This is a genomic window from Amycolatopsis sacchari (assembly GCF_900114035.1).
GTDB lineage: Bacteria > Actinomycetota > Actinomycetes > Mycobacteriales > Pseudonocardiaceae > Amycolatopsis_E > Amycolatopsis_E sacchari.
Map to the genome: position 1 here is coordinate 35,410 of NZ_FORP01000008.1, position 20,571 is coordinate 55,980.

Consider the following 20,571-nt stretch of genomic DNA (forward strand, 5'->3'; position numbering starts at 1 on the left):
GTAGGGTGCGGTACGGTGCTGGTCATGGCCAACGTAACAGGCAAGGTCGTGCTCATCACCGGAGCTGCGCGCGGCATCGGGGCCGGGCTGGCCGAACGGCTCGCCGCCCGTGGCGCCAAGGTCGCACTCGTCGGGCTCGAAGCCGAGGAACAGCGCAAGGTCGCCGAGCGCATCGGTGACGCGGCCCGCTCCTGGGAAGCCGACGTCACGGACTGGGACGCGCTCGAGAAGGCGACCGCCGGGGTGGTCGAGCACTTCGGCGGCATCGACATCGTCATCGCCAACGCGGGCATCGCCACCACCGGCTTCGTCCGCTCCATCGACCGCGAGGCGTTCGAGAAGGTCCTCGAAGTCGACCTGCTCGGCGTGTGGCGCACGTTCCGCGTGACGCTGCCGCACGTCATCGAGCGCAAGGGCTACCTGCTGGCGATCTCGTCGCTCGCGGCGATCACCCACGCGCCCGGCATGGCCAACTACGCCGCCGCCAAGGCCGGGGTCGAGGCGTTCTGCAACAGCCTGCGCGCCGAGGTCGCGCACCTCGGCGTGAAGGTCGGCGTCGCGCACCCCACCTGGATCCGCACGGACCTGGTGGAAAGCGCCGACGCGCACCCGGTGTTCGGCAAGCTGCGGGGCGGGATGCCGGGCTTCCTCGGCAAGACCTACCCGCTCGACGTCGCGCTGGACCACCTGGAGGCCGGCGTGCTCAAGCGGGCCAGGACCATCCACGTGCCCAAGTGGGTGCTGGCGATGAAGCTGCTGCGCGCGTTCCTGCCGCCGATCATCGAGCTGGGCTCTCGCACGCGCATCCCCGCCGCGGACCGGGCCGCGATCGAGGACATCGCGGCACGCGGGTCGAAGGCGGCCGCGGTCACCGGCCACGGCGGCCGCGCGGCCATCCGCTGACCGGTCAGGGCACCCAGGCGCCCAGCACGGGCTTGAACTCGCGCACCCTGCGCTCCTCCAGCGCGCCCTCCAGCGAGTACGGGTCGGCGTCGAGGAGTTTCGTCACCGCCTCCTCGTCGTCGGCCCGCACCAGGAACACGCCGCCGGACTCGTCGGCGAACGGGCCGGCCACCGCCACCACGCCCTGATCGGCCAGTTGCCCCAGGTACTCGCGGTGCCGCGGGCGCACGTCGCGGAACTTCTCCTGCACGTACCGCGTCTCGACCAGGAACCAGGCCACTGCGTTACCTCCCCGTACTCCGTTTACTGCCCGCAAGGTACCCGTTCGCAAGCTATGGCCGCCCCGGTGCAACCGGATACCCTGTGCGCGCGTGGAAGCAGTTGTGTTGACCAAGGCCGAGGACGGGCAGGACTACATGCCGGAAGGCAGCGCGGAGCGCAGCGTCGAGCGCACGCTCGGGCACTTGCGCACGATCGACGGGTTCGAGCAGGTCCCCGCACAGCCCTCTGCACCACTGACGCTCGAGGACCTCTACCGCACGCACCGCATGCGGCTGGTCCGGCTCGCGATCCTGCTGGTCGACGAGCCCGCGACGGCCGAGGACGTCGTGCAGGAGGCGTTCACCGGGCTGTACCGGAACTGGGGGAAGCTGCGGGACGCCGCGGCCGCCGTGGGCTACCTGCGCACGGCCGTCGTGAACGGCTCGCGCAGCGTGTTGCGGCGGCGCAAGACCGCCCGCGAGTACGTACCGCCGCACGCGGTCAACGCGCGCTCGGCGGAGAGCCTCGCCATGCTGTCCAGTGAGCACCAGGCGGTGGTGAGCGCGTTGTCGAAGCTGCCGCCGCGGCAGCGCGAGGTGCTGGTGTTGCGGTACTACGGCGGGTTGTCGGAGGCGGAGATCTCCGAGGCCGCCGGGATCTCGAAGGGCACGGTGAAATCGACCGCGAGCAGGGCGCTTGAATCGCTTCAGAAGGCGATGAGCGGCTGAGCGTTGCGAGATATGGTTTAGACCAATATATGCTGGAGCGCGTGACGGACTTCGTGCTGACCGGCGGCAGACTGGCGCTACCCGAAGGGCTCGTGGACGACGGCTGGCTGGCCGTGGCCGACGGGCGGATCTCCGGCATCGGCACCGGCACCCCGCCGCCGGGTGAGCACGTGGAGCTGGGCGGGGCGCTGGTCGTGCCCGGGTTCGTCGACACGCACTGCCACGGCGGTGGCGGCGGCTCCTTCTCCAGCGGGGACCCCAAGGAGATCGCGCGCGCGATCGCCGCGCACCGCCGTCACGGCACCACGACGATGCTGGCCAGCCTGGTGTCCGAGCCGATCCGCACGCTGGTGGACCAGCTGTCCGCGCTGCGTGAGCTGGTCGAGGACGGTGAGCTGGCCGGGGTCCACCTCGAAGGCCCGTTCATCGCCGAGGCCCGGTGCGGGGCCCACGACCCCGGCGTGCTGCTGGAGCCGGACACGGCGTCGGTCGACGCCTTGCTGCGGGCGGGGCACGGGCACGTCCGGATGGTGACGATCGCGCCCGAGCTGGCGGGCGGGGTCCGCGCGGTCCGGCAGCTGACGGAGGCCGGGGTCATCGCGGCGATCGGGCACACCGACGGCACGGAGGAGCAGATCCGCCCGGCGATCGACGCGGGTGCGACGGTCGGCACGCACCTGTTCAACGGGATGCGCCCGCTGCACCACCGCGAACCCGGCCCGATCGGCGCGCTGCTGGACGACGAGCGCATCACGGTCGAGCTGATCTGCGACCTCGTGCACGTCCACCCGACGGTGCTGCGGCTGGCCGCGAAGCACGCGGGCCGCGGCCGGACGGTGCTGATCACCGACGCCATGTCCGCCACCGACGCCGCCGACGGCCGCTACCACCTCGGGCGGCTGGAGGTGGACGTGCGCGACGGCGTCGCCACGCTCGCCGACACCGGCTCGCTGGCCGGCAGCACGCTGACCATGGACGTCGCCTTCCGCAACCTGGTGCGCGGCGCGGGCCTGAGCATCCCCGACGCCGTGCGCGCCACCTCCGGCCGCCCGGCCGAACTGCTCGGCATCGACGACCGCACGGGCTCGCTGGAAGCCGGGCTGGCCGCCGACCTCGTCATCCTCGACGACGACCTGCGGCTGAGCCGTGTCCTCCGGCAAGGGGAATGGCTGTCTTGACCAGATGCTAGTTGTGACTAGCATCTGCTGGTATGGATGAGCAACTGCTCGACTGGGTCGAGCGGGTCTCCGCGTTCCTCACCGAGCAGTACGGCCAGCCGCCGATCGCGGGCCGGATACTGGGCTGGCTCATGATCTGCGACCCGCCCGAGCAGTCCGCGGCGCAGATCGCCGGGGCGATCGCCGCCAGCCGCGCCTCGCTCACCAGCAACATGCGCCTGCTGGTGGGCGCCGGCCTGGTCAGCAAGCGCACCCGCCGGGGCGAGCGGACCACGTACTTCCGGATGGAGGACGACGCGTGGGAGCGCGTGATCCGGGCGCGGATCGCCTCGCTGGCGTCGTTCCGGCAGCTCACGAAGGCGGGGCTGGACCTCGCCGGGCGCGCTGACCCGGCGCGCCTGCGGGACGCGGACCGGGCGTTCGCCTGGATGGCCGAGGTCTTCGAGCAGGCGAAGGGGCCCGGCGATGCCTGACGCGGTGGTGGTCGGCGGCGGGATCGGCGGCCTCACGGCGGCCATCGCGCTGCGGCGGATCGGCTGGTCGGTGACCGTGCTGGAGCAGGCGGCCGAGCTGCGGGAGGTCGGGGCGGGGCTGTCGCTCGCGGAGAACGCGATGCGCGCGCTCGACGTGCTCGGCATCGGGGACCGGGTCCGCCGCCACGCGGCGTCCTCGCAGGTCACCGGCAACCAGCGGCTGCCGTCGGGCCGGTACCTGCGGCGGTTCCGCGAGGGGCGTGACGTCCCGCTCGCCGCCTTCCACCGCGCCGAGCTGCACCGGGTCCTGCTCGACGAACTGCCCGCGGACCGCATCCGGACGGGCCGGCGGGTGACGGCGGTGCCGGAGGCGGATCTCGTCGTGGCGGCGGACGGGGTGCACAGCACCTTCCGTGACCTGCTGTGGCCGGACGCGCCGCGGCCGCGCAAGCGGTACACCGCCTGGCGAGGTGTCGTGGCGGGGATCGACGTCGAAGGCAGCTTCACCTTCGGCCGCGGCCGGTACTTCATGATCCACCCGTTGCCCGGCGGCCGGGCGTGCTGGGCGCTCGGGTCGAGCTCGGGCGGTCCGGAAACGGTGCGGGGGTGGCATTCGCCGATCCCCGAACTGCTCGCCGCGACGGACGCGGTCCTGCGCAACGACATCCTCGACCTCGGCCCGCTGCCGGCCTACACGCACGGCAACGTCGTCCTGCTCGGCGACGCCGCCCACGCCGTCACCCCCGACCTCGGGCAGGGCGCGTGCCAGGCGATCGAGGACGCGGTCACCCTCGCGGCGGCCCTGCGGAGCGCGCCGGTGCCGGACGCGCTCGCCCGCTACGACCGGGAACGCCTGCCGCGCACCAGGAAGATCGCCCGCACGGCCCGCCGCAAGGGGCGCGTGTCGGTCTCGCCGAGCCCGCTCGTGCACCGCCTCGTCGTCGCCGGCACCCGGTGGGTCCCGGACGCGGCGGTGCGCCGAAGCACCGCAGGGGTCTGGGACTGGTGGCCACCCCGACTAAGCTGAAGGGGGTGAGCGACCGTCCCGATCCGGAGCGCCTGCTGGCCGAGGCGTTGCGTGCGCAGGCGAGGAGCGCGCCACCCGCCGCGCGCGCCCCCGAGCTGCCGCCGCAGTACGGCCTGCTGTCCGGCACCGGCGACGGCGCGCTGGCGCGTGAACAGGCCGCGCTGGAGCCGCCCACGGTGCGGCACCCCGCCGTCCGGCCCAAGCCGCAGCCGGGGTCGTTGCCGACGCACTGGATCCTGTTGCTGTCGGTGCTGCTGGGGCTGGCGACCGGCGCGGTGATCGGCCTCATCACGCTGCTCTGAAGCCCACACAGGCAACACAGGGTCACCCTGTACCGTTTTGGTGTGATCCTCGCCGAGACCACGACCACGCTCGCCCTGATGCCGAAGTGGTTCAACCCGGAGTACCTGCTGACCCAGTTCGGCGCGTACGTGATCGTCGGGCTGTGCCTGGTCATCTTCATCGAGAGCAGCATCTTCCCGGTGCTGCCGGGTGACTCGCTGCTGTTCACCGCCGGCCTGTTCGTCGCGCAGGGCTCGATCCACGCGCCGCTGTGGCTGGTGTGCCTGCTGGTGAGCGTCGCCGCGCTGCTGGGGAACGTGGTCGGGTACTTCATCGGCTACAAGGCGGGGCCCGCGTTGTTCAAGCGGCCCGACTCCCGCTTCTTCAAACAGGAGTACGTCGACAAGACGCACGCGTTCCTGGAGAAGCACGGCCCGAAGGCGGTCGTGCTGGCGCGGTTCGTGCCGTTCGTGCGCACGTTCATCACGTGGATCGCGGGCGTCGGCCGGATGGACGCGAAGAAGTACTTCACCTACACGATCATCGGCGGCATCCTGTGGGCGGGCGGGATCACCGCGCTGGGGCACGTGCTGGGCAACATCTCGTTCATCAAGAACAACATCGAGGCGATCTTCATCCTGATCGTGCTCGTGTCGGTGGTGCCGCTGGTCGTCGAGTACGCCCGCAACCGCCGCGAGCGCAAGCACGCGGCCGCGAAGGCGCCGGCGGAGTCGGACGCCGAGGTCACGCAGCGGATCCCGCGCGTCGAGCGCTGACCGACCACGCACGCGAAGGCCGCCGCACCAGCTCGGTGCGGCGGCCTTTTCGCGTCAGGCGCCCGGGCTGCGGGTTGGCAACCCGAGGGCCACCAACGCCGCCAAGCCGAGGCACACCATCAGTACCGTTCGTCGTCCCGCATCCGCCGGAGCAGTTCTCCGCTTCCTGGTCCGTCCTGAGCGGGCCCTTGGGACGGGGAACCGGCTCTACGCTGCGGGCGACCACGGAGCCCCGCCCCTACTCCATCGAGAACATCGAGCCCGGGTTGAACAGGTTGTCCGGGTCCAGCGCCCGCTTGATCTGCCGGTGCACGCGGATTCCCACCGGGCCGATCTCGCGTTCCAGCCACTCGCGCTTGATCTTGCCGACGCCGTGCTCCCCGGTGACCGTGCCGCCCAGCGACAGCCCCACCTCGAGGATGTCGTCGAACGCCTTGCGGGCCCGCGCGAACTCGTCCTCCGAATCGGGCGCGTAGACGATCGTCGGGTGCATGTTGCCGTCGCCCGCGTGGCCGACGACGGCGATGCGCAGCCCGACCTCCCGGCTGATCCGCTCGCACCCCTGGATCAGCTCGGCGATCCGCGTCCGCGGCACGGACACGTCGTCGGTGAGCCACACCCCGTACTCCTCCAGCGCGGTGAGCACGACGCGCCGGGCCTGCATCAGCATGCGGCCCTCGGCCAGGTCGTCGGTCGCGTACGCCATCGTGGCGCCGCAGTCGTTGCAGATCTGCTCGATCGCGCTCAGCTCCCGCTGCGCCACCTCGCCACCCGAGTCGGACTGGCACAGCAGCAGCGCCTGGCAGTCGGAACCGGCGCCGAGATCGGTGTTGAGGTAGTGCTCGGCGGCCTTGATGGAGCTGGCGTCCATGATCTCCATCAGCGACGGCACGAGCCCCTCGCGCACCACCCGCGCGACCGCTTCGCCCGCCTTGTCGGTGTGGTCGAAACCGGCGACGAGCGTGCCCGGCGCCTGGGGCAGCGGGCGCAGCGCGACGGTGGCCTGCGTGATCACGCCGAGCGTGCCTTCGCTGCCGATGAACAGCTTCGTCAGGTCGTAGCCCGCGACCCCCTTGACCGTCCGGCGCCCGGTCTTCAGCAGCGAGCCGTCGGCCAGCACGACCTCCAGCCCCAGCACCGAATCGGTGGTCACGCCGTACTTCACGCAGCACAGCCCGCCGGCGTTGGTGGAGAGGTTGCCGCCGATCGTGCACCAGTCGTAGCTCGACGGGTCGGGCGGGTAGAACAGCCCGTGCTTCTCCACGGCGTTGCGGAAGTCGAGGTTGACGACCCCAGGCTGGACGACGGCGAGCCGGTTGCCGGGGTCGACCTCGAGGATCTTGTCGAACTTGGTCATCACCAGCACGACGCAGCCGTCGATGGCGTTCGCGGCGCCGGACAGCCCGCTGCCGGCGCCGCGGGGCACGATCGGCACCCCCGCCTCCGCGCAGGCGCGCACCGTCGCCTGCACCCCTTCGACGTCGGAGGGCAACACCACCGCCAGCGGCCGCCCGGACGGTGCCAGCGGCATCATGTCGCGCGAGTAACTGTCGACCACGTCGGTGTCGGTGAGGACGGCGTCCTTCCCGAGCGCTTCACGGAGTTCCGTCAGCAGTGCGTCGTTGCCCATGGACTCATCGTAGGACGACGGAGTCCGCAGTGCGGAAGAAAATTTCCGAACTTCAGCGGACGAAGCCGATGACCCGCTCGACGGGGATGCGCAGCACGAGCCGCCGGTCGGCGACCATCGCCTCGCGGTACTCCGTCCAGTCGGGGTGCTCGCCCGCCACCCTCCGGTACAGCTCGACCAGCTCCTCGACGGTCGCGTCGTGCGGGTCGGCGGCGACCGGGGTCAGTTCGGCGGTGCCTTCGACCACCGCGTACGACCAGCCGTCGGTGCTGCTGACGTGGTAGGTGGCGCGCGGGTCCCGGCGCAGGTTCTTCGTCTTGGCGCGGCCGTCGGTGATCGACACCAGGATCCGCCGCGTTTCGGCGTCGAAGAAATGGGTCACATTGGACAGCTGGGGCCGGCCGTCGCGGCGGATGGTGGCGAGTACCCCGAACGGGCGGTTCGCGAGCAGGTCGAGCAGGGCGGGATCAGGCGTCATACCGAGATTGTCGTACCCCCGGTCTACCGTCGGCACCAGGCGCGAGGGGTGAACGGTGCGAAACGGACAGATCACCCCAGAGTAATTCACTTGCCTAAGGCAACTAAAGTGTTCTACGACACAGGACAGTTATTTGAGTGGCGCAACCAACCACTTCAGGTGCATCCTTGCTTAGGGCAACTAGTTGCAGCGGCCAATTAAGCGTGCGAAGAGAGTGATGACATGGCACCTGCCACGACGGAAGCGGCCCGCACCGCGGCCGAGCTCGACGTCGCCGACGAACTCGGGGTGCAGCTCGTCCGCTTCGTGCGGCTGATCAACAAGGCCAAGTCCCAGGTGGCCAAGCAGGGGCCCGACGGGATCGAGCGGGCGGCGTACGCCATCCTGTTCCACCTCATCCACGACGGTCCGCAGCGCACCAGCAAGCTGGCCGAGGCGCTGCACGCCGAGATCTCCACGATCAGCAGGCAGAGCAGCTCGCTGGTCCAGCACGGACTGGTCGAGCGCCAGTCCGACCCGGAGGACGGCCGCGCGTGCCTGCTGGCACCGACGGCAGAGGGGCTGCGGGTCTTCGAGGAGAACCGCAGGCAGCGCAACCGGTGGCTGGCCGACGTGCTGGCCGACTGGCCGGAGGAGGACCGGCAGACGCTCAACCGGCTGCTGGACCGGCTCAACTCCGGTATCGAGACAAGCATTCCGCAGGTGGCCGACCAGGGGTCGGCTCAGAGCAAGGGGGCTGACGCATGACGAGTTCCACCCGACAACCGGCGGCACCCACGGGGGGTGCGGTGCCCGCCGGCGAGGCGAGGCTGAGCCACCGGCAGATCATGACCGTGCTGAGCGGTCTGCTGCTGGGCATGTTCCTGGCCGCGCTCGACCAGAACATCGTGAGCGTGGCGATCGTGAAGATCGCCAATGACCTCAACGGGTTCAGCGAGCAGGCGTGGGCGACCACGGCGTACCTGATCACCGCGACCATCGCGACGCCGCTGTACGGCAAGCTGTCCGACATCTACGGCCGCAAGCCGTTCTACCTCACCGCGATCGCGTTGTTCGTGGTCGGTTCGGCGGCCTGCACGTTCGCCACCTCGATGTACGAGCTGGCCGCCTTCCGCGCGTTCCAGGGTCTCGGTGCCGGTGGCCTGATGTCGCTGGCGTTCACGATCATCGGCGACATCGTGCCGCCGCGTGAACGCGTGCGCTACCAGGGCTACTTCATGATGGTCTTCGGCTCGGCCACCGTGCTCGGCCCGGTGCTCGGCGGGTTCTTCTCCGGCTTCGAGACGCTCGGCGGGCTGCACGGCTGGCGCTGGGTCTTCCTGATCAACGTGCCGATCGGCGTCCTCGCGCTGTTCGTGGTCGCGCGGGTGCTCAACATCCCGCACCAGAAGCAGCCGCAGCGGATCGACTGGTTCGGCGCGATCGCGCTCGCGGTCGCCGTGGTGCCGCTGCTGCTGGTCGCCGAACAGGGCCGCACGTGGGGCTGGGGCTCCACCCGCGCGGTCATCTGCTACGCGGTGGCGGCGTTCGGCGTGGTGCTGTTCATCTTCGTCGAGTACGTCATGAAGGACGCGGCGCTCATCCCGCTGCGCCTGTTCCGGAACTCGACGTTCAGCGTGGTCATCGCGGGCGGCACGATCGTCGGTGTCGCGATGTTCGGTGGCATCACCATGGTCCCGCAGTACTTCCAGGTGGTGCGTGGTTACTCGCCCACCGAGGCGGGTCTGCTGATGCTGCCGCTCGTGCTCGGCATCATGATCGGCTCGCAGCTGTCGGGCCGGATCACCGCGAAGACGGGGCGGTACAAGTTCCTGCCGGTCGTCGGCACGCTGATCATCGCGATCGGCGCGGTGCTCTACGCGCAGGTCCACTTCGACAGCGCGCTCTGGCAGCCGCTGGTGTACGCGCTGATCATCGGGCTCGGCCTCGGTGGCTGCATGCAGACGCTGGTCATCGCGGCGCAGAACGCCGGCCCGCGCAGCGACATGGGTGTGTCCACCGCGTCGGCGACGTTCTTCCGCCAGATGGGCGGCACCCTGGGTGTCGCGGTGTTCCTGACGATCCTGTTCAACCTGCTGCCGGGCCGGATCGCGGACGCCTTCGGCGGCACCCTGCCGCCGCAGTTCAACGGGAACCAGCTCAACGCGCTGCAGTCGAACACGAGCGCGCTGGCGAACCTGCCCGAGGCCATCAAGAACCCGATCCTGACCGGGTTCACCAACTCGATGCACGGCGTGTTCTACGTGGCCGCCGGGTTCGCGCTGCTGGCGTGCCTCGTGCTGCTGTTCATGCGGGAGATCCCGCTGAGCGGCGGCCCGAGCCCGGCCGCGGCGCCGGCCGAGGGTGGCGCGGTGCCGCCGGAGGCGGCGCAGGCCGCGGCCGAGGCCGACAACGCGACCTGGGCCGACGCCGACGCGGCGCTCGAGGCGGAGGACCGTGAACCGGCGCTCGTCGGCGGCAGGCACGCCGCCCCGAGCGAGACCAACGGGCACGGCAACTACGAGCTGGCGGCCCAGACGGCGCCGTTCGCCACGGCGACGACCGGGATGAGCAGCCCCGTCGACACCGACGGCCAGCCCATCAGCGGGCACATCCGCCGCCAGGACGGTTCGTCCGTGCTCGGTGCGGCGCTCACGCTGATCGACCAGCGCGGCCGCCAGGTCGCGCGGGCCACGGCGGGTGCCGACGGCGGCTACACGATCAACGCGCCCGGCGCGGGCACGTACGTGCTGATCGTGTCGGCGGGCGGGCACCAGCCGCAGGCCTCCAGCGTCGTCGTCGGCCAGGGCCCGGCGCGGCTGGACCTGACGCTGATCGGCTCGGGTGAGGTGAGCGGCATCGTCCGGGTCGCCGGGCGGGAGACCCCGCTCGCCGGTGTGACGGTCACGCTGACCGACTCGCGGGGTGAGGTCACCGGTGCCTCCATCACCACCGCGGAGGGTGCGTACACCTTCCACGGCGTCGGTGCCGGGACGTACACGCTGGTCGCGAGCGCCGAGCGGATGCGCCCGGTCGCGTTGATGCTGACCGTGCCCGAAAGCGGCGTGCTGCGGCAGGACGTCGAGCTGGCCTCGGCGGTCGTGCTCGCCGGTACCGCCCGCACGGACGGCGACCGCGTCGTCCCCGACGCCCGCATCACCGTGCTGGACGCGGAGGGCAACGTCGCGGCGGTCGCCCGCACCGACTCGGAGGGCCGCTACGTGGTGAGCGACCTCCCGGAGGGTGATTACACCGTGGTCGCGAGCGGGTACCCCCCGGCGACCAGCCAGGTGAACCTGCTGGGCGGCGAGGCCACGCACGACGTGCGCCTCGGGTACGAGCAGGTGATCGACGAGTTCGGCGGCGAGCAGGCATGAGTAGCGGATTGCACGCGCAGATCCAGACGGCCGAGGGGTGGGCCGTGTCGGGTGCGGTGCTGACCGTCACCGACATGACCGGCCAGCAGGTCGCGAGGGCCGAGTCCGACGCGAAGGGAGTGGTGGACACCCCGCCGCTCCCGCCGGGCCTGTACACCGCGGTGCTCACCGCCGCGGGGTACAACCCGGTGGCGCGCACGGCGCAGATCGGCTCGGACGGCACCGGCTCGCTCGGGGAGATCCCCCTGGCGCCGATGGCCGGTTCGGTCGAGCTGCCCCCGGCGGGCCCGTGGACGATCGACCCGGTGCACTCCACCGTCGTCGCCACGGCCCGGCACCTGGGCATCGCGAGCATCCGGGCGCGCTTCTCCGAGGTCAGCGGCCGGATCGTGGTGAGCAGGCCGGTCGAGCAGTCCTCGGTGCACGCCGAGATCAAGGCGGCGAGCCTGGACAGCGGCATCAAAATGCGGGACGACCACCTGCGGTCGCCGGACTTCCTGGACGTCGAGTCGTACCCGACGATCGCGTTCGAGAGCACCGGCCTGCGGCAGCGGGGCACGGACAGCTGGAAGCTGGCCGGGTACCTGACGCTGCACGGCCAGCGCCGCGAGGTCGAGCTGGACCTGACGTACGGCGGCTGGGGCCCGGACCCGTGGGGCGGCGTCCGCGCCGCGTTCCACGCCGAGACCCAGCTGCACCGGAACGACTTCGCGATCAACTACAACGCGATGGTCCGCGCCGGGGTGGCCGCGATCGGCACCACGGTGAAGGTCGAAATCGACGTCGAAGCGGTGCAGGGCGAGTCGCTGCCGCAGATGTAGTACCTGGTGGGGCGCCCCGGACGAGCCGTCCGGGGCGCCTCGTCTTTGATAACGGATACCGCAATTCCACCCTTCGGCTGACTGCCGCTTGCGTTCGCCACGTAGGCTTCGCCGGGTGAGTTCCGTCTACGCCGCCTCCGAAGGCTTGGGTGTGAGCTGGCTGGACACCGCCGGCCCGGTGCTGGTGTGGGTGATCGTGCTCAGTTTCGTGTTCGTCGAATGCGCGCTGATCATCGGCCTGTTCCTCCCGGGCGACTCGCTGCTGTTCGCGGCGGGTGTCGTGCTGGCCTCCCACGGCGCCGACGCCAACGCCTGGCTGCTGTCCCTCGCGGCACTGGTCGTCGCGGTGGTGGGCAACCAGGTCGGCTACTACATCGGCAGGCACACCGGCACCCGGTTCATCGCCCGGCGCGGGGGGCGCGTGCTCAACCGCGGCAACCTGGAACGGGCGCGTGCCTTCCTGGACCGCAAGGGCTTCTTCGCGATCGTCGCCGCCCGCTGGATCCCGTGGGTGCGCACGCTGGCGCCGCTCATCGCGGGTGCCGCCAGGATGGATCCCCGCCGGTTCATGGCCGCGACGACGCTCGGCGGCCTGCTGTGGGTGCCGACGCTGGTGTTGCTGGGCTACTACGGCGCCGGCCTGCTCGACGCGCTGCCGTGGGTCAAGACGGTCGTCGTGTGGCTTTCGGTGGCGTTCTTCGTCGGCGGCACGGCGTTCGGCGTGATCCGCTACCGCCAGGAGATGCGCCGCCCCGTCGACGACCCCGGCCGCGGCGAACCCGGTTCCGAACTCCGCGAAGCCGCCTGAGGCTCGCGCCTGGGCAGCAGGAGCGGTGTGGCGAGCAGCAGGACGCCGGAGACGGCGATCGCCGCGAGCGCGCTGGTGAGCGTCGCGAGGACGCCCCAGACGACCATGAGCGCCGCCTGGGCGAGTTTGCCGCTGACACTCCACGCGGTGAGCACCCGTGCGGCGCGTTCCGCGGGCGTGCGCTGGAGGCGTTCCGTGGCGTAGAGGGGGTTGAACACCCCCATGCACGTGATCAGCAGCCCTTCGACGGCGATGACCGTGAGCAGGCCTGCGAGGCCCGGCCGCGTGAAGGCGAGCCCAAGCGGGGAGAGCGAGCGCAGCCACCCCGAGACGACCATGACCCGGTGCCTGCCGTAGCGGGTCACAAGGCGGGATGACAGGCGGGCGCCCGCGAACCCGCCGACGGCGGGCAGCCCGAAGGCGAGCCCGTACTGCCAGGCCGGGAAGTGGTACTCGCCCAGCAGCAGGACGGCCAGCAGCGGGAGGGTCGCCATGATCAACCCGCCGACGGCCACGGAGTTGAAGAACAGGCGCCGCAGCACGGCGTCGCGGAGGATGAACCGCCAGCCGTCCAGGAGTTCCGCCGCGCGCAGCCTGCCGTCCCGTGCCCTGGGTGCCGCGACGTCGCCGGCGCGGATGCGGAGGATGCCGAGCGCGGACAGCAGGTAGCTCACCGCGTCCGCGGCGACAGTGACGACCGGGCCGAACAGCCCGACCAGCGCGCCGCCCAGCGGCGGTCCCGCCGCGGTCGCCACCCAGCTCGTGCCCTCGAACCGGGCGTTCGCGACGAGCAGGTGATCGCGGTGGACGAGGTGCTTGAGGTACGCGCCGGACGCCGCGGTGAAGGCGATGTTCGCGGTCCCCGTGACGACCGAGACGAGCAGCAACTGGCCGTAGGACAGCAGGCCCAGCAGGTACGCGAGCGGCACGCTCGCCATCGCGAGGAAACGGAGCAGGTCCATCGTGATCATCACGGGGCGTTTGGCGCGGTGCTCCACCCACGGCCCGAGCGGGACCGCGGCGAGCGCCGCGACGGCGAGCCCCGCGGCTTCCAGGAGCGAGACGGCGAACGCGGGCGCGTCCAGGACGCGGACCGCGAGGAGCGGGAACGCGCCGAAGGCGATCCAGGTGCCGTAGGTGCTCACGGCGTAGGCCGACCACAGCAGGCCGAAGCCGGTCCCCAGTTTCACGTGCACAGTCCAGCAGTGAGCAGGAACCTGGATCAAACAACCGGCCCACCGGCGAGCCACAACCTCCAGTTGGGGCTTCTAAGCTCGCGGCGTGGACACCGAGGCGCTGCGGTCGTTCGTCAGGGCGGCCGAGCTGGGGCAGCTGCAGCACGCGGCCGACGAGCTGGGCGTGACGCAGCAGGCGGTCTCGAAGCGCATCGCGGCCCTGGAACGGGAGCTGGCGGTCCGCCTGTTCACCCGCACCGCGCGGGGTGTCGAGCTGACCTTCGACGGCCAGGCGTTCCTCCCCCACGCGCGGACCGTCGTCGCGGGCGTGGAGCGTGGCATCGCCGCGGTCAGACGGGAGTCGCGGGCGCTGCGGATCGACGTGCTCGGCTTCCGCAGCGCGCAGGCCGTCATCCTCCACGACTACTGGCGGGCACATCCCGAAACCGAACTCGACGTCGTCACCCTGCGGGCCGACGACCCGCACGTGGCGGTCGCCGCCGTGCGGGCAGGCGACATCGACGCCTCGTTCCGCAGCGTCACCGATCCGGCCACGCTGCCCCGCGACGTGCGGATGGTGCACGTGCTGGACTTCCCGCTGGAGCTGCTCGTCGGCCCGGCGCACCCGCTCGCCTCCGCGCGCACCCTCACCCCGGCGCAGCTGCGCGGGCACCGGATCTGGGTGCCGGGCATCGCGCCGCGCAGCGAGTGGGCGGAGTTCTACGAGGAACTGGCCGCCGACCTCGACCTCCCCATCGACGGCACCGGTCCGAACTTCGGCGTCGAAGTGCTGCTCGAAACCCTCGCCGATTCCCCGGAGGTGGCCACCCTCGTCGGCGCGCGCGACCGCCTCGTCTGGCCTGCGACCTACGGCCTGCGCCGCATCCCGGTCGAGCGGCCGACGATCGCGTACCCGCTCTCGCTCCTGTGCCGCAGGGCCGATCCGCACCCCGGGCTACGCGCGATCATCGACCACTTCCGCGGCCTGGCAACGGTTCCCGCACCGGCCTGGCGGCCGTCCTGGCGTGGCCGCTAGGACTCGGGATCCGCCCAGACCTCCAGCTGGATGCCGTCCGGATCGCGGAACACGACGACCGCGGACCCGGGCAGCGTGCGCGACGCCTTCGCCGGGGTGTACGTCACGCCGTACTCCGCCAGCCGGCTTTCCCACTCCTTCAGCTCCCCGTAGGAGTCCACGGTGAAGGCCACGTGGTCCAGGCCCGTGCGCCGCTCGTCGAAGTCACCGCGTTCGGTGTCGGGGTGCTGCACCAGCACCACGGAGAACTCACCGGGGCCACCGCGCAGCACGACCTTCCTGATGCCGGTTTCGGCGTCCTCGCGGCGGGCCACCTCCTTCAGATCCAGCACCCGCTCGTACCACGGGACACTGCGATCCACGTCCGTCACCGTGAGTGCCAGGTGGTGCACGCCGGTCAGCGTGGACATATCGGCAGCCGTCCTTTCTCTTCCCCACGGGCAAGGCTACCGAGGACGCCGAGCTGTAAACGCTTTCTCGCGGATCTGTGGACAACTCCGCGAATTACTCACATCTTGTGGACAACTTCAGCGTCCGCCGCCCACCGTCAGCACCGCCCCCGTGACGTACGAGGCCGCCGGGGACAGCAGCCACAGCACGGCTTCCGCGATCTCCCCGGGCTGCCCCGCCCGGCCGAGCGGGATCGTCGGCGCGAGGCGCGTGATCCGGTCCGGTAGGCCGGCCGCCGCGTGCAGGCCGGTGTCCACCAGCCCCGGAGCGACCGCGTTGACGCGGATGCCCTCGCGCGCCACCTCGTTCGCCAGGCCCACGGTGAGCGTCTCGACGGCGGCTTTGCTGGCGGCGTAGTGCGTCCACTCGCCCGGCGAACCCGTGCGAGCAGCCGTGGAGGACACGTTCACGATCACGCCACCGGAACCGCCGTACCGCGTGGACATCCGCCGCACGGCCTCCTGGCAGCTGAAGATCACGCCCGCCACGTTCACGTCCAGCACGCGGCGCACGACCTCGGGACTCTGTTCGTCCAGCCGTCCCGGCGTGTTCCCCGTGACAGCCGCGTTGTTGACCACGCCGGTCAGGGGGCCCAGCTCCGCCGCCGCGTCGAACAGCTCCGCCACGTCCTCCGCGGAGGCCACGTCGGCACGCACCGTCAACGCCTGCCGCCCGTGGGTGCGCACCGCGGCAGCCACCTCTTCCGCGGCCTGCCCGTCGGAGGCGTAGTTCAGCACCACGTCGTGCCCGCGTTCGGCCGCCAGCACCGCCAGCACCGCCAACGCCGCCCCGACGCCCCGGCTCGCGCCGGTGACCAGGAGCGTCATATGGCGAAGTTGACCAGCGGCATGTTCTCCAGCACGAGGTCCGCCCGCTGCGCGCTCGGCGCGATCAGGTCCGCGTTGCGCTGGTCGCTGCCCAGCGCGCGCTTGCGGGCCTCCACCAGCGAACGGCCGTACCGCCGGTGCCGCGTCACCAGGCGCTCGATGCGGTCGTGCTCGTCGGGCGCCAGGAACCACGCCTCGTCGAGCAGCGGGCGCACCCCGCTCCACGGCTCCTCGTCCAGCAGCAGGTAGTTGCCCTCGGTGATGACGAGCCGCACCTCCGGCGCCACCGGCACCGCACCGGCGATCGGCTCCTCGATCTCCCGCCGGAATTCGGGCGCGTACACCAGCTCGGTGCCCGCCTTGATCCGCGACAGCAGGTTGACGTAGCCGTGCGCGTCGAACGTGTCGGGCGCGCCCTTGCGGTCCGTGCGGCCCAGTCGGTGCAGTTCGGCCTGCGCCAGGTGGAACCCGTCCATCCCGACCACGGTCGCCCGGTTGCCGAGGGCGTTCGCCAGCCCCCACGCGAGCGTGGTCTTGCCCGAAGCCGGCGCCCCGACGATGCCCAGCACCGTCCGCCCGCCGCGCGCCACCAGCGCCTCGGCCCGCTCCAGCAGCTCTTCGAACGACGTCATCGCTTTCCCATCCTTCCCACCCACGCCCGCGGGCCGACGTGCCGCACCCGTTCGGCCGCGACCTCGTTGGCGTACCGGATCAGCTCCGGCAGTTCGAACCTCCCGACACCGTAAGCGAGTGCCCCGTGCCAGACGTCGCCTGCACCGAGCGTGTCCCGGGCATCGACCGCGGGCACCGGCACCTCGCCCGCACCCGTCGCCGTCCGCCAGCGCACCGGCTCCGGCCCCGCCGTGGTGATCACCGTGTGCACCCCGCGTTCGAGCAGGTCCGGCGCGGGGGCGCGGAAGTGCGCCGAGCACGCCGCGATGTCGACCAGCGGCAGCAGGTCGTCGAGCACCGGTTTCCAGCTGCCGGCGTCGAGCACCACGGGAATCCCGCGTGCCCGCGCCCACCGTGCGGTGCGCAGCGCCAGCGCCGGGTGGTGCCCGTCGACGAGCACCGCGCTGACCTCCTCGACCACCCACGGCTCGCCTGTCACGGCAGGACTGTGAGCCGCGTTGCGTGAAACGACCGTACGCTCGCCGTCGCGATCCCGGACGGCGACGGCGCTCAACGCGGGCGGCTCGGCGAAATCCGGGGCCACGTCGACGACCTCGACCCCGCACGCGGCGAGGTCCGCGCGGGCGAGACCGGCGAGCGGGTGCGAGCCGAGCACGGTCAGCAGCGTGGCCTTCCCGCCCAGCGCCGCGACCGTCACCGCCGCGTTCGTCGCCGGGCCGCCCGCCGCGACGGCCACCGACAGCGACTGGACCTTCTCGCCGGGTGCGGGCAGCTCGGCCACCCGCTGCACGACGTCGATCGTGCACAACCCGGCGAGCAGCACCGTCATGCCGACAGCCCCCGCGACACCGCCGACTCGACCACCTCGCCGTTCTCGTCGACCTCCAGCGCGCCGGTGATCAGCCCGACGACCTGGTTCATCGACGTCGTCTTCGGCGACACCACCGCGACCCGCCGCCCGAGGCGGTGCACGTGGATCCGGTCGGCGATGTCGAAGACGTGCGGCATGTTGTGGCTGATCAGCACGACCGGCAGCCCGCGCTCGCGGATGCGGTCGATCAGCGCGAGCACGCGCGCCGACTCGGCGACACCGAGTGCCGCCGTCGGCTCGTCCATGATCACGGCCTTGGTGCCGAAGGCGGCCGCGCGCGCCACCGCGACGCCCTGCCGCTGCCCGCCGGACAACGTCTCGACCGGCTGCGTGATCGACTTGATCTTGATGTCCAGCTCGTCGAGGACGCGCTGCGCCTCCGCGCGCATCTTCGCGGTGTCGAGCTTGCGGATCAGCCCGAGCGGCCCGCGGCGCCGGATCTCCCGCCCCAGGAACATGTTCGACGCGATGTCCTGCGCCGGGGACAGCGCGAGGTCCTGGTACACGGTCTCGATGCCGTAGCGGCGGGCGTCGATCGGCGTGCGGAAGTGCACGGTCTCGCCGTCCACCTTGATCTCACCGGCGTCGGGCACCAGTGCCCCCGACAACGCCTTGATCAGGCTGGACTTCCCGGCGCCGTTGTCGCCCACGACGGCCAGCACCTCGCCGGGCAGCAGGTCGAAGTCGGCGCCGTCGATCGCCGTCACGTGCCCGTAGCGCTTCACCAGGCCACGGGCGGAGAGGGTGGGAGTGGTCATCGCTGCCTCCTCGCGATCCGGTCGACGGCCACCGCGGCGATCACCAGCGCACCGGTCGCCAGGTCCTGGTACAGCGAGTCCACCCCCAGCTGGGACAGCCCGGACTGCAGCACCGTCACGATCAGCGCGCCGACCATCGTGCCCAGCACCGAACCACGCCCGCCGAACAGCGACGTGCCGCCCAGGACGACCGCCGTGATCGACTGCAGGTTGCCCAGCTGGAAGGCGTTCGGGTCGGCGTTGGGGATGCGCCCCAGCGCCTGCCACGCGGCGATCCCGAAGACCACCCCGGCGACGACGTACACCGAGATCAGCGTGCGGTTGACCTTGATGCCGGACAGCCGGGCCGCCTCGGCGTTGTCCCCGACGGCGTAGACGTGCTTGCCCCACGCCGTGCGGGTGAGCGCGTACCACACGCCCAGGTACATCAGCAGCGCCACGGTCATGCCGTAGGTGACCGGGATGCCGCCGAACAGGTAGCGCTGCGTCCCCAGCCAGGTGAGCACGCCGTGCTCGGTGACGGGCACGGCCTGGCCGCTCGCGACGAGCTTGTCGCCCGCGGTGAGCATCGTGAAGAAGCCCAGGGTGACGATGAACGGCGGCAGCTTGACCTTCGTGACCAGCGAGCCGATCACCAGCCCGAGGCCCAGCGTCACGAGGACCCCGATGACCAGCGCGAAGATGCCGGGCATCCCGCCGGCGAACAGCTTCGCCATGATCAGCGTCGCGAGCACCATCGCCGAGGCGTTGGACAGGTCGATGCCCGCGGTGAGGATGATCAGCGTCTGCCCGAGCGCGAGCGTGCCCACGACGAGCGCCTGGTTGACCATCAGCGACAGGTTGTCCAGTTCCAGGAACCGGTCCGTGGACACCGAGAATACGATCATCGCGACGACGAGCGCGAGCGCGGGCCCCGCGGCGGGCGCGCGCAGGAAGAACTCGCCGACGGTCTCCCGCTGCCGGACGGGTGCGGTGGTGGCGGTCATTTCGTCCCCCAGCAGTTCTCCAGGCCCCACGCCGTCGTCTGGCTGGGCACCCCTGGCATCGGCTTGTCCGTGATCACCGCGGAACCGGTGTCGATGAACCCGCTGGGCTTCTTGCCGGTCTTGGCGTACTCGATCGCCGCCTTGACGCCCTCCTCGGCCATCTTGCGCGGGAACTGCATGACTGTCGCGGCGTACTGCCCGTCACGCACGTTCTCCACGCCCTGGCAGCCGCCGTCGATGGAACCCATGACCACGTGCAGGCCGCGGGCCTGCAGCGCCGCGAAGGCGCCCCGCGCGGTCGGCTCGTTCATCGTGTAGACGGCGTTGATGTCGGTCGAGCGCTGCAGCAGGTTCTCCATCTTCTGCTGCGCGATGCTCTGGTCGCCGTTGGCGGGTTCGCGCCCGACGATCGCCGGGTCCCCGTCCTTGAGCCCGATCCCTTCGAGGAAACCGTTGTGGCGGTAGGTGTCCACGGTGCTGCCCGCGGTGCCGTCGATCATGATCAGCTTCGGCGGGGTGCCGCCGAGCGCCGCCTTCACGTACTGGCCCTGCTGCCTGCCGGCGGCGACGTTGTCGGTGGCGAACGTGGCGTCCACCGCGCTCGCCGGTTCCGTCGCCGTGTCCAGCGCGATCACGAGGATGCCGGCCTTGCGGGCGCGGTCGATGGCGTCGAGCACGCCGGTGGAGGAGTTGGGCGTGATCAGGATCGTGGTCGCGCCCTGCTGCATGAGGTTCTCGATCGCGCGGACCTGGCCGTCGTTGTCCCCGTCGAACTGGCCGGCGAGCGCGACGAAGTCGGCGCCCCCCGCCTGCGCGGCCGCGCTCGCGGCGTTGCGCAGTTCGACGAAGTACGGGTTCGTGTTGGTCTTGGTGACGAGGCCGACCTTGGCCTTGCCGCCGCCACCGCCACCGGAACTGCCGCCCCAGTGGCGCTCGACCGTGCACCCGCTCGTGGTCACCGCCAGCGTGGCGGCCACGAGCAGGCACAGGAGACTGCGGTGTCTCACGTGACCTCCCCATCGAGGCTGGACCTTGCTGAACCCGGAACCTAGAGATCTTTATGCTGTTCTCGCAAGCGTTTGCGCAAACGCTTGCCGGAAGATCTTGACAGGAG

23 protein-coding genes are annotated in these 20,571 nt (G+C 71.3%); 12 read left to right on the forward strand and 11 right to left on the reverse strand.

What is annotated here, in order from left to right:
- Positions 1-24: 24 nt before the first annotated feature.
- Positions 25-903 (forward strand): SDR family oxidoreductase, encoded by an 879-nt coding sequence (locus BMZ92_RS15630; RefSeq protein ID WP_091508390.1) that lies wholly within the window; start codon positions 25-27, stop codon positions 901-903.
- 4 nt (positions 904-907) lie between these two features.
- On the opposite strand, the gene BMZ92_RS15635 is transcribed toward BMZ92_RS15630, so the two are convergent.
- Positions 908-1,183 (reverse strand): YciI family protein, encoded by a 276-nt coding sequence (locus BMZ92_RS15635; RefSeq protein ID WP_091507924.1) that lies wholly within the window; start codon positions 1,181-1,183, stop codon positions 908-910.
- A gap of 136 nt (positions 1,184-1,319) precedes the next feature.
- Between BMZ92_RS15635 and BMZ92_RS15640 the strand changes: the two genes are divergently transcribed.
- From BMZ92_RS15640 to BMZ92_RS15665, 6 genes are read left to right on the forward strand one after another with little or no spacing between them, the layout of a single operon-like run.
- On the forward strand, positions 1,320-1,892 hold the full coding sequence (locus tag BMZ92_RS15640) for a SigE family RNA polymerase sigma factor (RefSeq protein ID WP_091508391.1): 573 nt from the start codon (positions 1,320-1,322) through the stop codon (positions 1,890-1,892).
- A 53-nt stretch (positions 1,893-1,945) separates the two neighbouring features.
- Complete coding sequence (nagA, locus tag BMZ92_RS15645) at positions 1,946-3,070, forward strand: N-acetylglucosamine-6-phosphate deacetylase (protein ID WP_091508393.1); 1,125 nt, start codon at positions 1,946-1,948, stop codon at positions 3,068-3,070.
- A gap of 32 nt (positions 3,071-3,102) precedes the next feature.
- Positions 3,103-3,543, forward strand: a complete 441-nt coding sequence (locus BMZ92_RS15650) for a GbsR/MarR family transcriptional regulator (RefSeq protein ID WP_091507927.1) — start codon at positions 3,103-3,105, stop codon at positions 3,541-3,543.
- On the forward strand, positions 3,536-4,570 hold the full coding sequence (locus BMZ92_RS15655) for an FAD-dependent monooxygenase (RefSeq protein WP_245783078.1): 1,035 nt from the start codon (positions 3,536-3,538) through the stop codon (positions 4,568-4,570). The genes BMZ92_RS15650 and BMZ92_RS15655 overlap by 8 nt, the downstream gene beginning before the upstream one ends.
- Before the next feature lie 5 nt (positions 4,571-4,575).
- Entirely contained in the window at positions 4,576-4,872 is a 297-nt protein-coding gene (locus tag BMZ92_RS15660) for a hypothetical protein (RefSeq protein WP_091507930.1), read from the forward strand.
- 42 nt (positions 4,873-4,914) lie between these two features.
- Complete coding sequence (locus BMZ92_RS15665; RefSeq protein ID WP_091507931.1) at positions 4,915-5,628, forward strand: DedA family protein; 714 nt, start codon at positions 4,915-4,917, stop codon at positions 5,626-5,628.
- A 238-nt stretch (positions 5,629-5,866) separates the two neighbouring features.
- Here the strand turns inward: BMZ92_RS15665 and BMZ92_RS15670 are convergent, their stop codons facing one another.
- Both BMZ92_RS15670 and BMZ92_RS15675 read right to left on the reverse strand, forming a co-directional pair.
- Entirely contained in the window at positions 5,867-7,258 is a 1,392-nt protein-coding gene (locus tag BMZ92_RS15670; protein ID WP_177228719.1) for an FAD-binding oxidoreductase, read from the reverse strand.
- Positions 7,259-7,310: 52 nt separating this feature from the next.
- A complete protein-coding gene (locus BMZ92_RS15675) occupies positions 7,311-7,736 on the reverse strand; it encodes a PPOX class F420-dependent oxidoreductase (protein WP_091507936.1) in 426 nt (141 codons plus the stop codon).
- A 222-nt stretch (positions 7,737-7,958) separates the two neighbouring features.
- On the opposite strand from BMZ92_RS15675, the gene BMZ92_RS15680 reads away from it, so the two are divergent.
- From BMZ92_RS15680 to BMZ92_RS15695, 4 genes are all read left to right on the forward strand, one after another.
- Positions 7,959-8,483, forward strand: a complete 525-nt coding sequence (locus tag BMZ92_RS15680) for a MarR family winged helix-turn-helix transcriptional regulator (protein WP_091507939.1) — start codon at positions 7,959-7,961, stop codon at positions 8,481-8,483.
- Positions 8,480-11,092 carry an MFS transporter gene (locus BMZ92_RS15685; RefSeq protein WP_091507941.1) on the forward strand — a complete coding sequence of 871 codons (2,613 nt, stop codon included), beginning with the start codon at positions 8,480-8,482 and terminating at the stop codon, positions 11,090-11,092. The genes BMZ92_RS15680 and BMZ92_RS15685 overlap by 4 nt, the downstream gene beginning before the upstream one ends.
- Entirely contained in the window at positions 11,089-11,913 is an 825-nt protein-coding gene (locus tag BMZ92_RS15690) for a YceI family protein (RefSeq protein ID WP_091507943.1), read from the forward strand. The genes BMZ92_RS15685 and BMZ92_RS15690 overlap by 4 nt, the downstream gene beginning before the upstream one ends.
- 115 nt (positions 11,914-12,028) lie before the next feature.
- A complete protein-coding gene (locus BMZ92_RS15695; RefSeq protein WP_091507946.1) occupies positions 12,029-12,721 on the forward strand; it encodes a DedA family protein in 693 nt (230 codons plus the stop codon).
- Here the strand turns inward: BMZ92_RS15695 and BMZ92_RS15700 are convergent.
- Positions 12,643-13,905 carry an MFS transporter gene (locus BMZ92_RS15700; protein ID WP_218153473.1) on the reverse strand — a complete coding sequence of 421 codons (1,263 nt, stop codon included), beginning with the start codon at positions 13,903-13,905 and terminating at the stop codon, positions 12,643-12,645. The two genes, BMZ92_RS15695 and BMZ92_RS15700, sit on opposite strands and share 79 nt — an antisense overlap.
- Positions 13,906-14,002: 97 nt before the next feature.
- Here BMZ92_RS15700 and BMZ92_RS15705 point away from each other — a divergent pair, with 97 nt between their 5' ends.
- A complete protein-coding gene (locus tag BMZ92_RS15705; protein WP_091507951.1) occupies positions 14,003-14,932 on the forward strand; it encodes a LysR family transcriptional regulator in 930 nt (309 codons plus the stop codon).
- On the opposite strand, the gene BMZ92_RS15710 is transcribed toward BMZ92_RS15705, so the two are convergent.
- The 7 genes from BMZ92_RS15710 to BMZ92_RS15740 all read right to left on the reverse strand — a co-directional run bounded on the left by BMZ92_RS15710 (position 14,929) and on the right by BMZ92_RS15740 (position 20,464).
- Entirely contained in the window at positions 14,929-15,342 is a 414-nt protein-coding gene (locus BMZ92_RS15710) for a VOC family protein (protein ID WP_091507954.1), read from the reverse strand. The genes BMZ92_RS15705 and BMZ92_RS15710 overlap by 4 nt on opposite strands.
- A 117-nt stretch (positions 15,343-15,459) precedes the next feature.
- On the reverse strand, positions 15,460-16,209 hold the full coding sequence (locus tag BMZ92_RS15715) for an SDR family oxidoreductase (RefSeq protein WP_091507956.1): 750 nt from the start codon (positions 16,207-16,209) through the stop codon (positions 15,460-15,462).
- Complete coding sequence (locus BMZ92_RS15720) at positions 16,206-16,841, reverse strand: nucleoside/nucleotide kinase family protein (protein WP_091507958.1); 636 nt, start codon at positions 16,839-16,841, stop codon at positions 16,206-16,208. The genes BMZ92_RS15715 and BMZ92_RS15720 overlap by 4 nt, the downstream gene beginning before the upstream one ends.
- The gene (locus tag BMZ92_RS15725; RefSeq protein WP_177228720.1) at positions 16,838-17,671 is read right to left on the reverse strand and encodes a PfkB family carbohydrate kinase; all 834 of its coding nucleotides are present in this window, start codon (positions 17,669-17,671) and stop codon (positions 16,838-16,840) included. Before BMZ92_RS15725 ends, BMZ92_RS15720 begins: the two co-directional genes overlap by 4 nt.
- Positions 17,668-18,471: an ATP-binding cassette domain-containing protein gene (locus tag BMZ92_RS15730; protein ID WP_091507961.1), complete on the reverse strand. Its 804-nt coding sequence runs from the start codon at positions 18,469-18,471 to the stop codon at positions 17,668-17,670. Before BMZ92_RS15730 ends, BMZ92_RS15725 begins: the two co-directional genes overlap by 4 nt.
- Positions 18,468-19,457 carry an ABC transporter permease gene (locus BMZ92_RS15735; RefSeq protein ID WP_091507964.1) on the reverse strand — a complete coding sequence of 330 codons (990 nt, stop codon included), beginning with the start codon at positions 19,455-19,457 and terminating at the stop codon, positions 18,468-18,470. Before BMZ92_RS15735 ends, BMZ92_RS15730 begins: the two co-directional genes overlap by 4 nt.
- The gene (locus BMZ92_RS15740; protein WP_091507967.1) at positions 19,454-20,464 is read right to left on the reverse strand and encodes a substrate-binding domain-containing protein; all 1,011 of its coding nucleotides are present in this window, start codon (positions 20,462-20,464) and stop codon (positions 19,454-19,456) included. Before BMZ92_RS15740 ends, BMZ92_RS15735 begins: the two co-directional genes overlap by 4 nt.
- Positions 20,465-20,571: the final 107 nt, after the last annotated feature.

What these genes read in the sequence shown, in the direction of transcription:
- BMZ92_RS15630 (WP_091508390.1), top strand. Translation starts at nt 25, where the DNA reads ATGGCCAACGTAACAGGCAAGGTCGTGCTCATCACCGGAGCTGCGCGC.
- BMZ92_RS15715 (WP_091507956.1), bottom strand. Translation starts at nt 16,209, where the DNA reads ATGACGCTCCTGGTCACCGGCGCGAGCCGGGGCGTCGGGGCGGCGTTG.
- BMZ92_RS15685 (WP_091507941.1), top strand. Translation starts at nt 8,480, where the DNA reads ATGACGAGTTCCACCCGACAACCGGCGGCACCCACGGGGGGTGCGGTG.
- BMZ92_RS15725 (WP_177228720.1), bottom strand. Translation starts at nt 17,671, where the DNA reads ATGACGGTGCTGCTCGCCGGGTTGTGCACGATCGACGTCGTGCAGCGG.
- BMZ92_RS15670 (WP_177228719.1), bottom strand. Translation starts at nt 7,258, where the DNA reads ATGGGCAACGACGCACTGCTGACGGAACTCCGTGAAGCGCTCGGGAAG.
- BMZ92_RS15650 (WP_091507927.1), top strand. Translation starts at nt 3,103, where the DNA reads ATGGATGAGCAACTGCTCGACTGGGTCGAGCGGGTCTCCGCGTTCCTC.
- BMZ92_RS15710 (WP_091507954.1), bottom strand. Translation starts at nt 15,342, where the DNA reads ATGTCCACGCTGACCGGCGTGCACCACCTGGCACTCACGGTGACGGAC.
- BMZ92_RS15735 (WP_091507964.1), bottom strand. Translation starts at nt 19,457, where the DNA reads ATGACCGCCACCACCGCACCCGTCCGGCAGCGGGAGACCGTCGGCGAG.
- BMZ92_RS15640 (WP_091508391.1), top strand. Translation starts at nt 1,320, where the DNA reads ATGCCGGAAGGCAGCGCGGAGCGCAGCGTCGAGCGCACGCTCGGGCAC.
- BMZ92_RS15675 (WP_091507936.1), bottom strand. Translation starts at nt 7,736, where the DNA reads ATGACGCCTGATCCCGCCCTGCTCGACCTGCTCGCGAACCGCCCGTTC.
- BMZ92_RS15680 (WP_091507939.1), top strand. Translation starts at nt 7,959, where the DNA reads ATGGCACCTGCCACGACGGAAGCGGCCCGCACCGCGGCCGAGCTCGAC.
- BMZ92_RS15730 (WP_091507961.1), bottom strand. Translation starts at nt 18,471, where the DNA reads ATGACCACTCCCACCCTCTCCGCCCGTGGCCTGGTGAAGCGCTACGGG.
- BMZ92_RS15690 (WP_091507943.1), top strand. Translation starts at nt 11,089, where the DNA reads ATGAGTAGCGGATTGCACGCGCAGATCCAGACGGCCGAGGGGTGGGCC.
- BMZ92_RS15720 (WP_091507958.1), bottom strand. Translation starts at nt 16,841, where the DNA reads ATGACGTCGTTCGAAGAGCTGCTGGAGCGGGCCGAGGCGCTGGTGGCG.
- BMZ92_RS15655 (WP_245783078.1), top strand. Translation starts at nt 3,536, where the DNA reads ATGCCTGACGCGGTGGTGGTCGGCGGCGGGATCGGCGGCCTCACGGCG.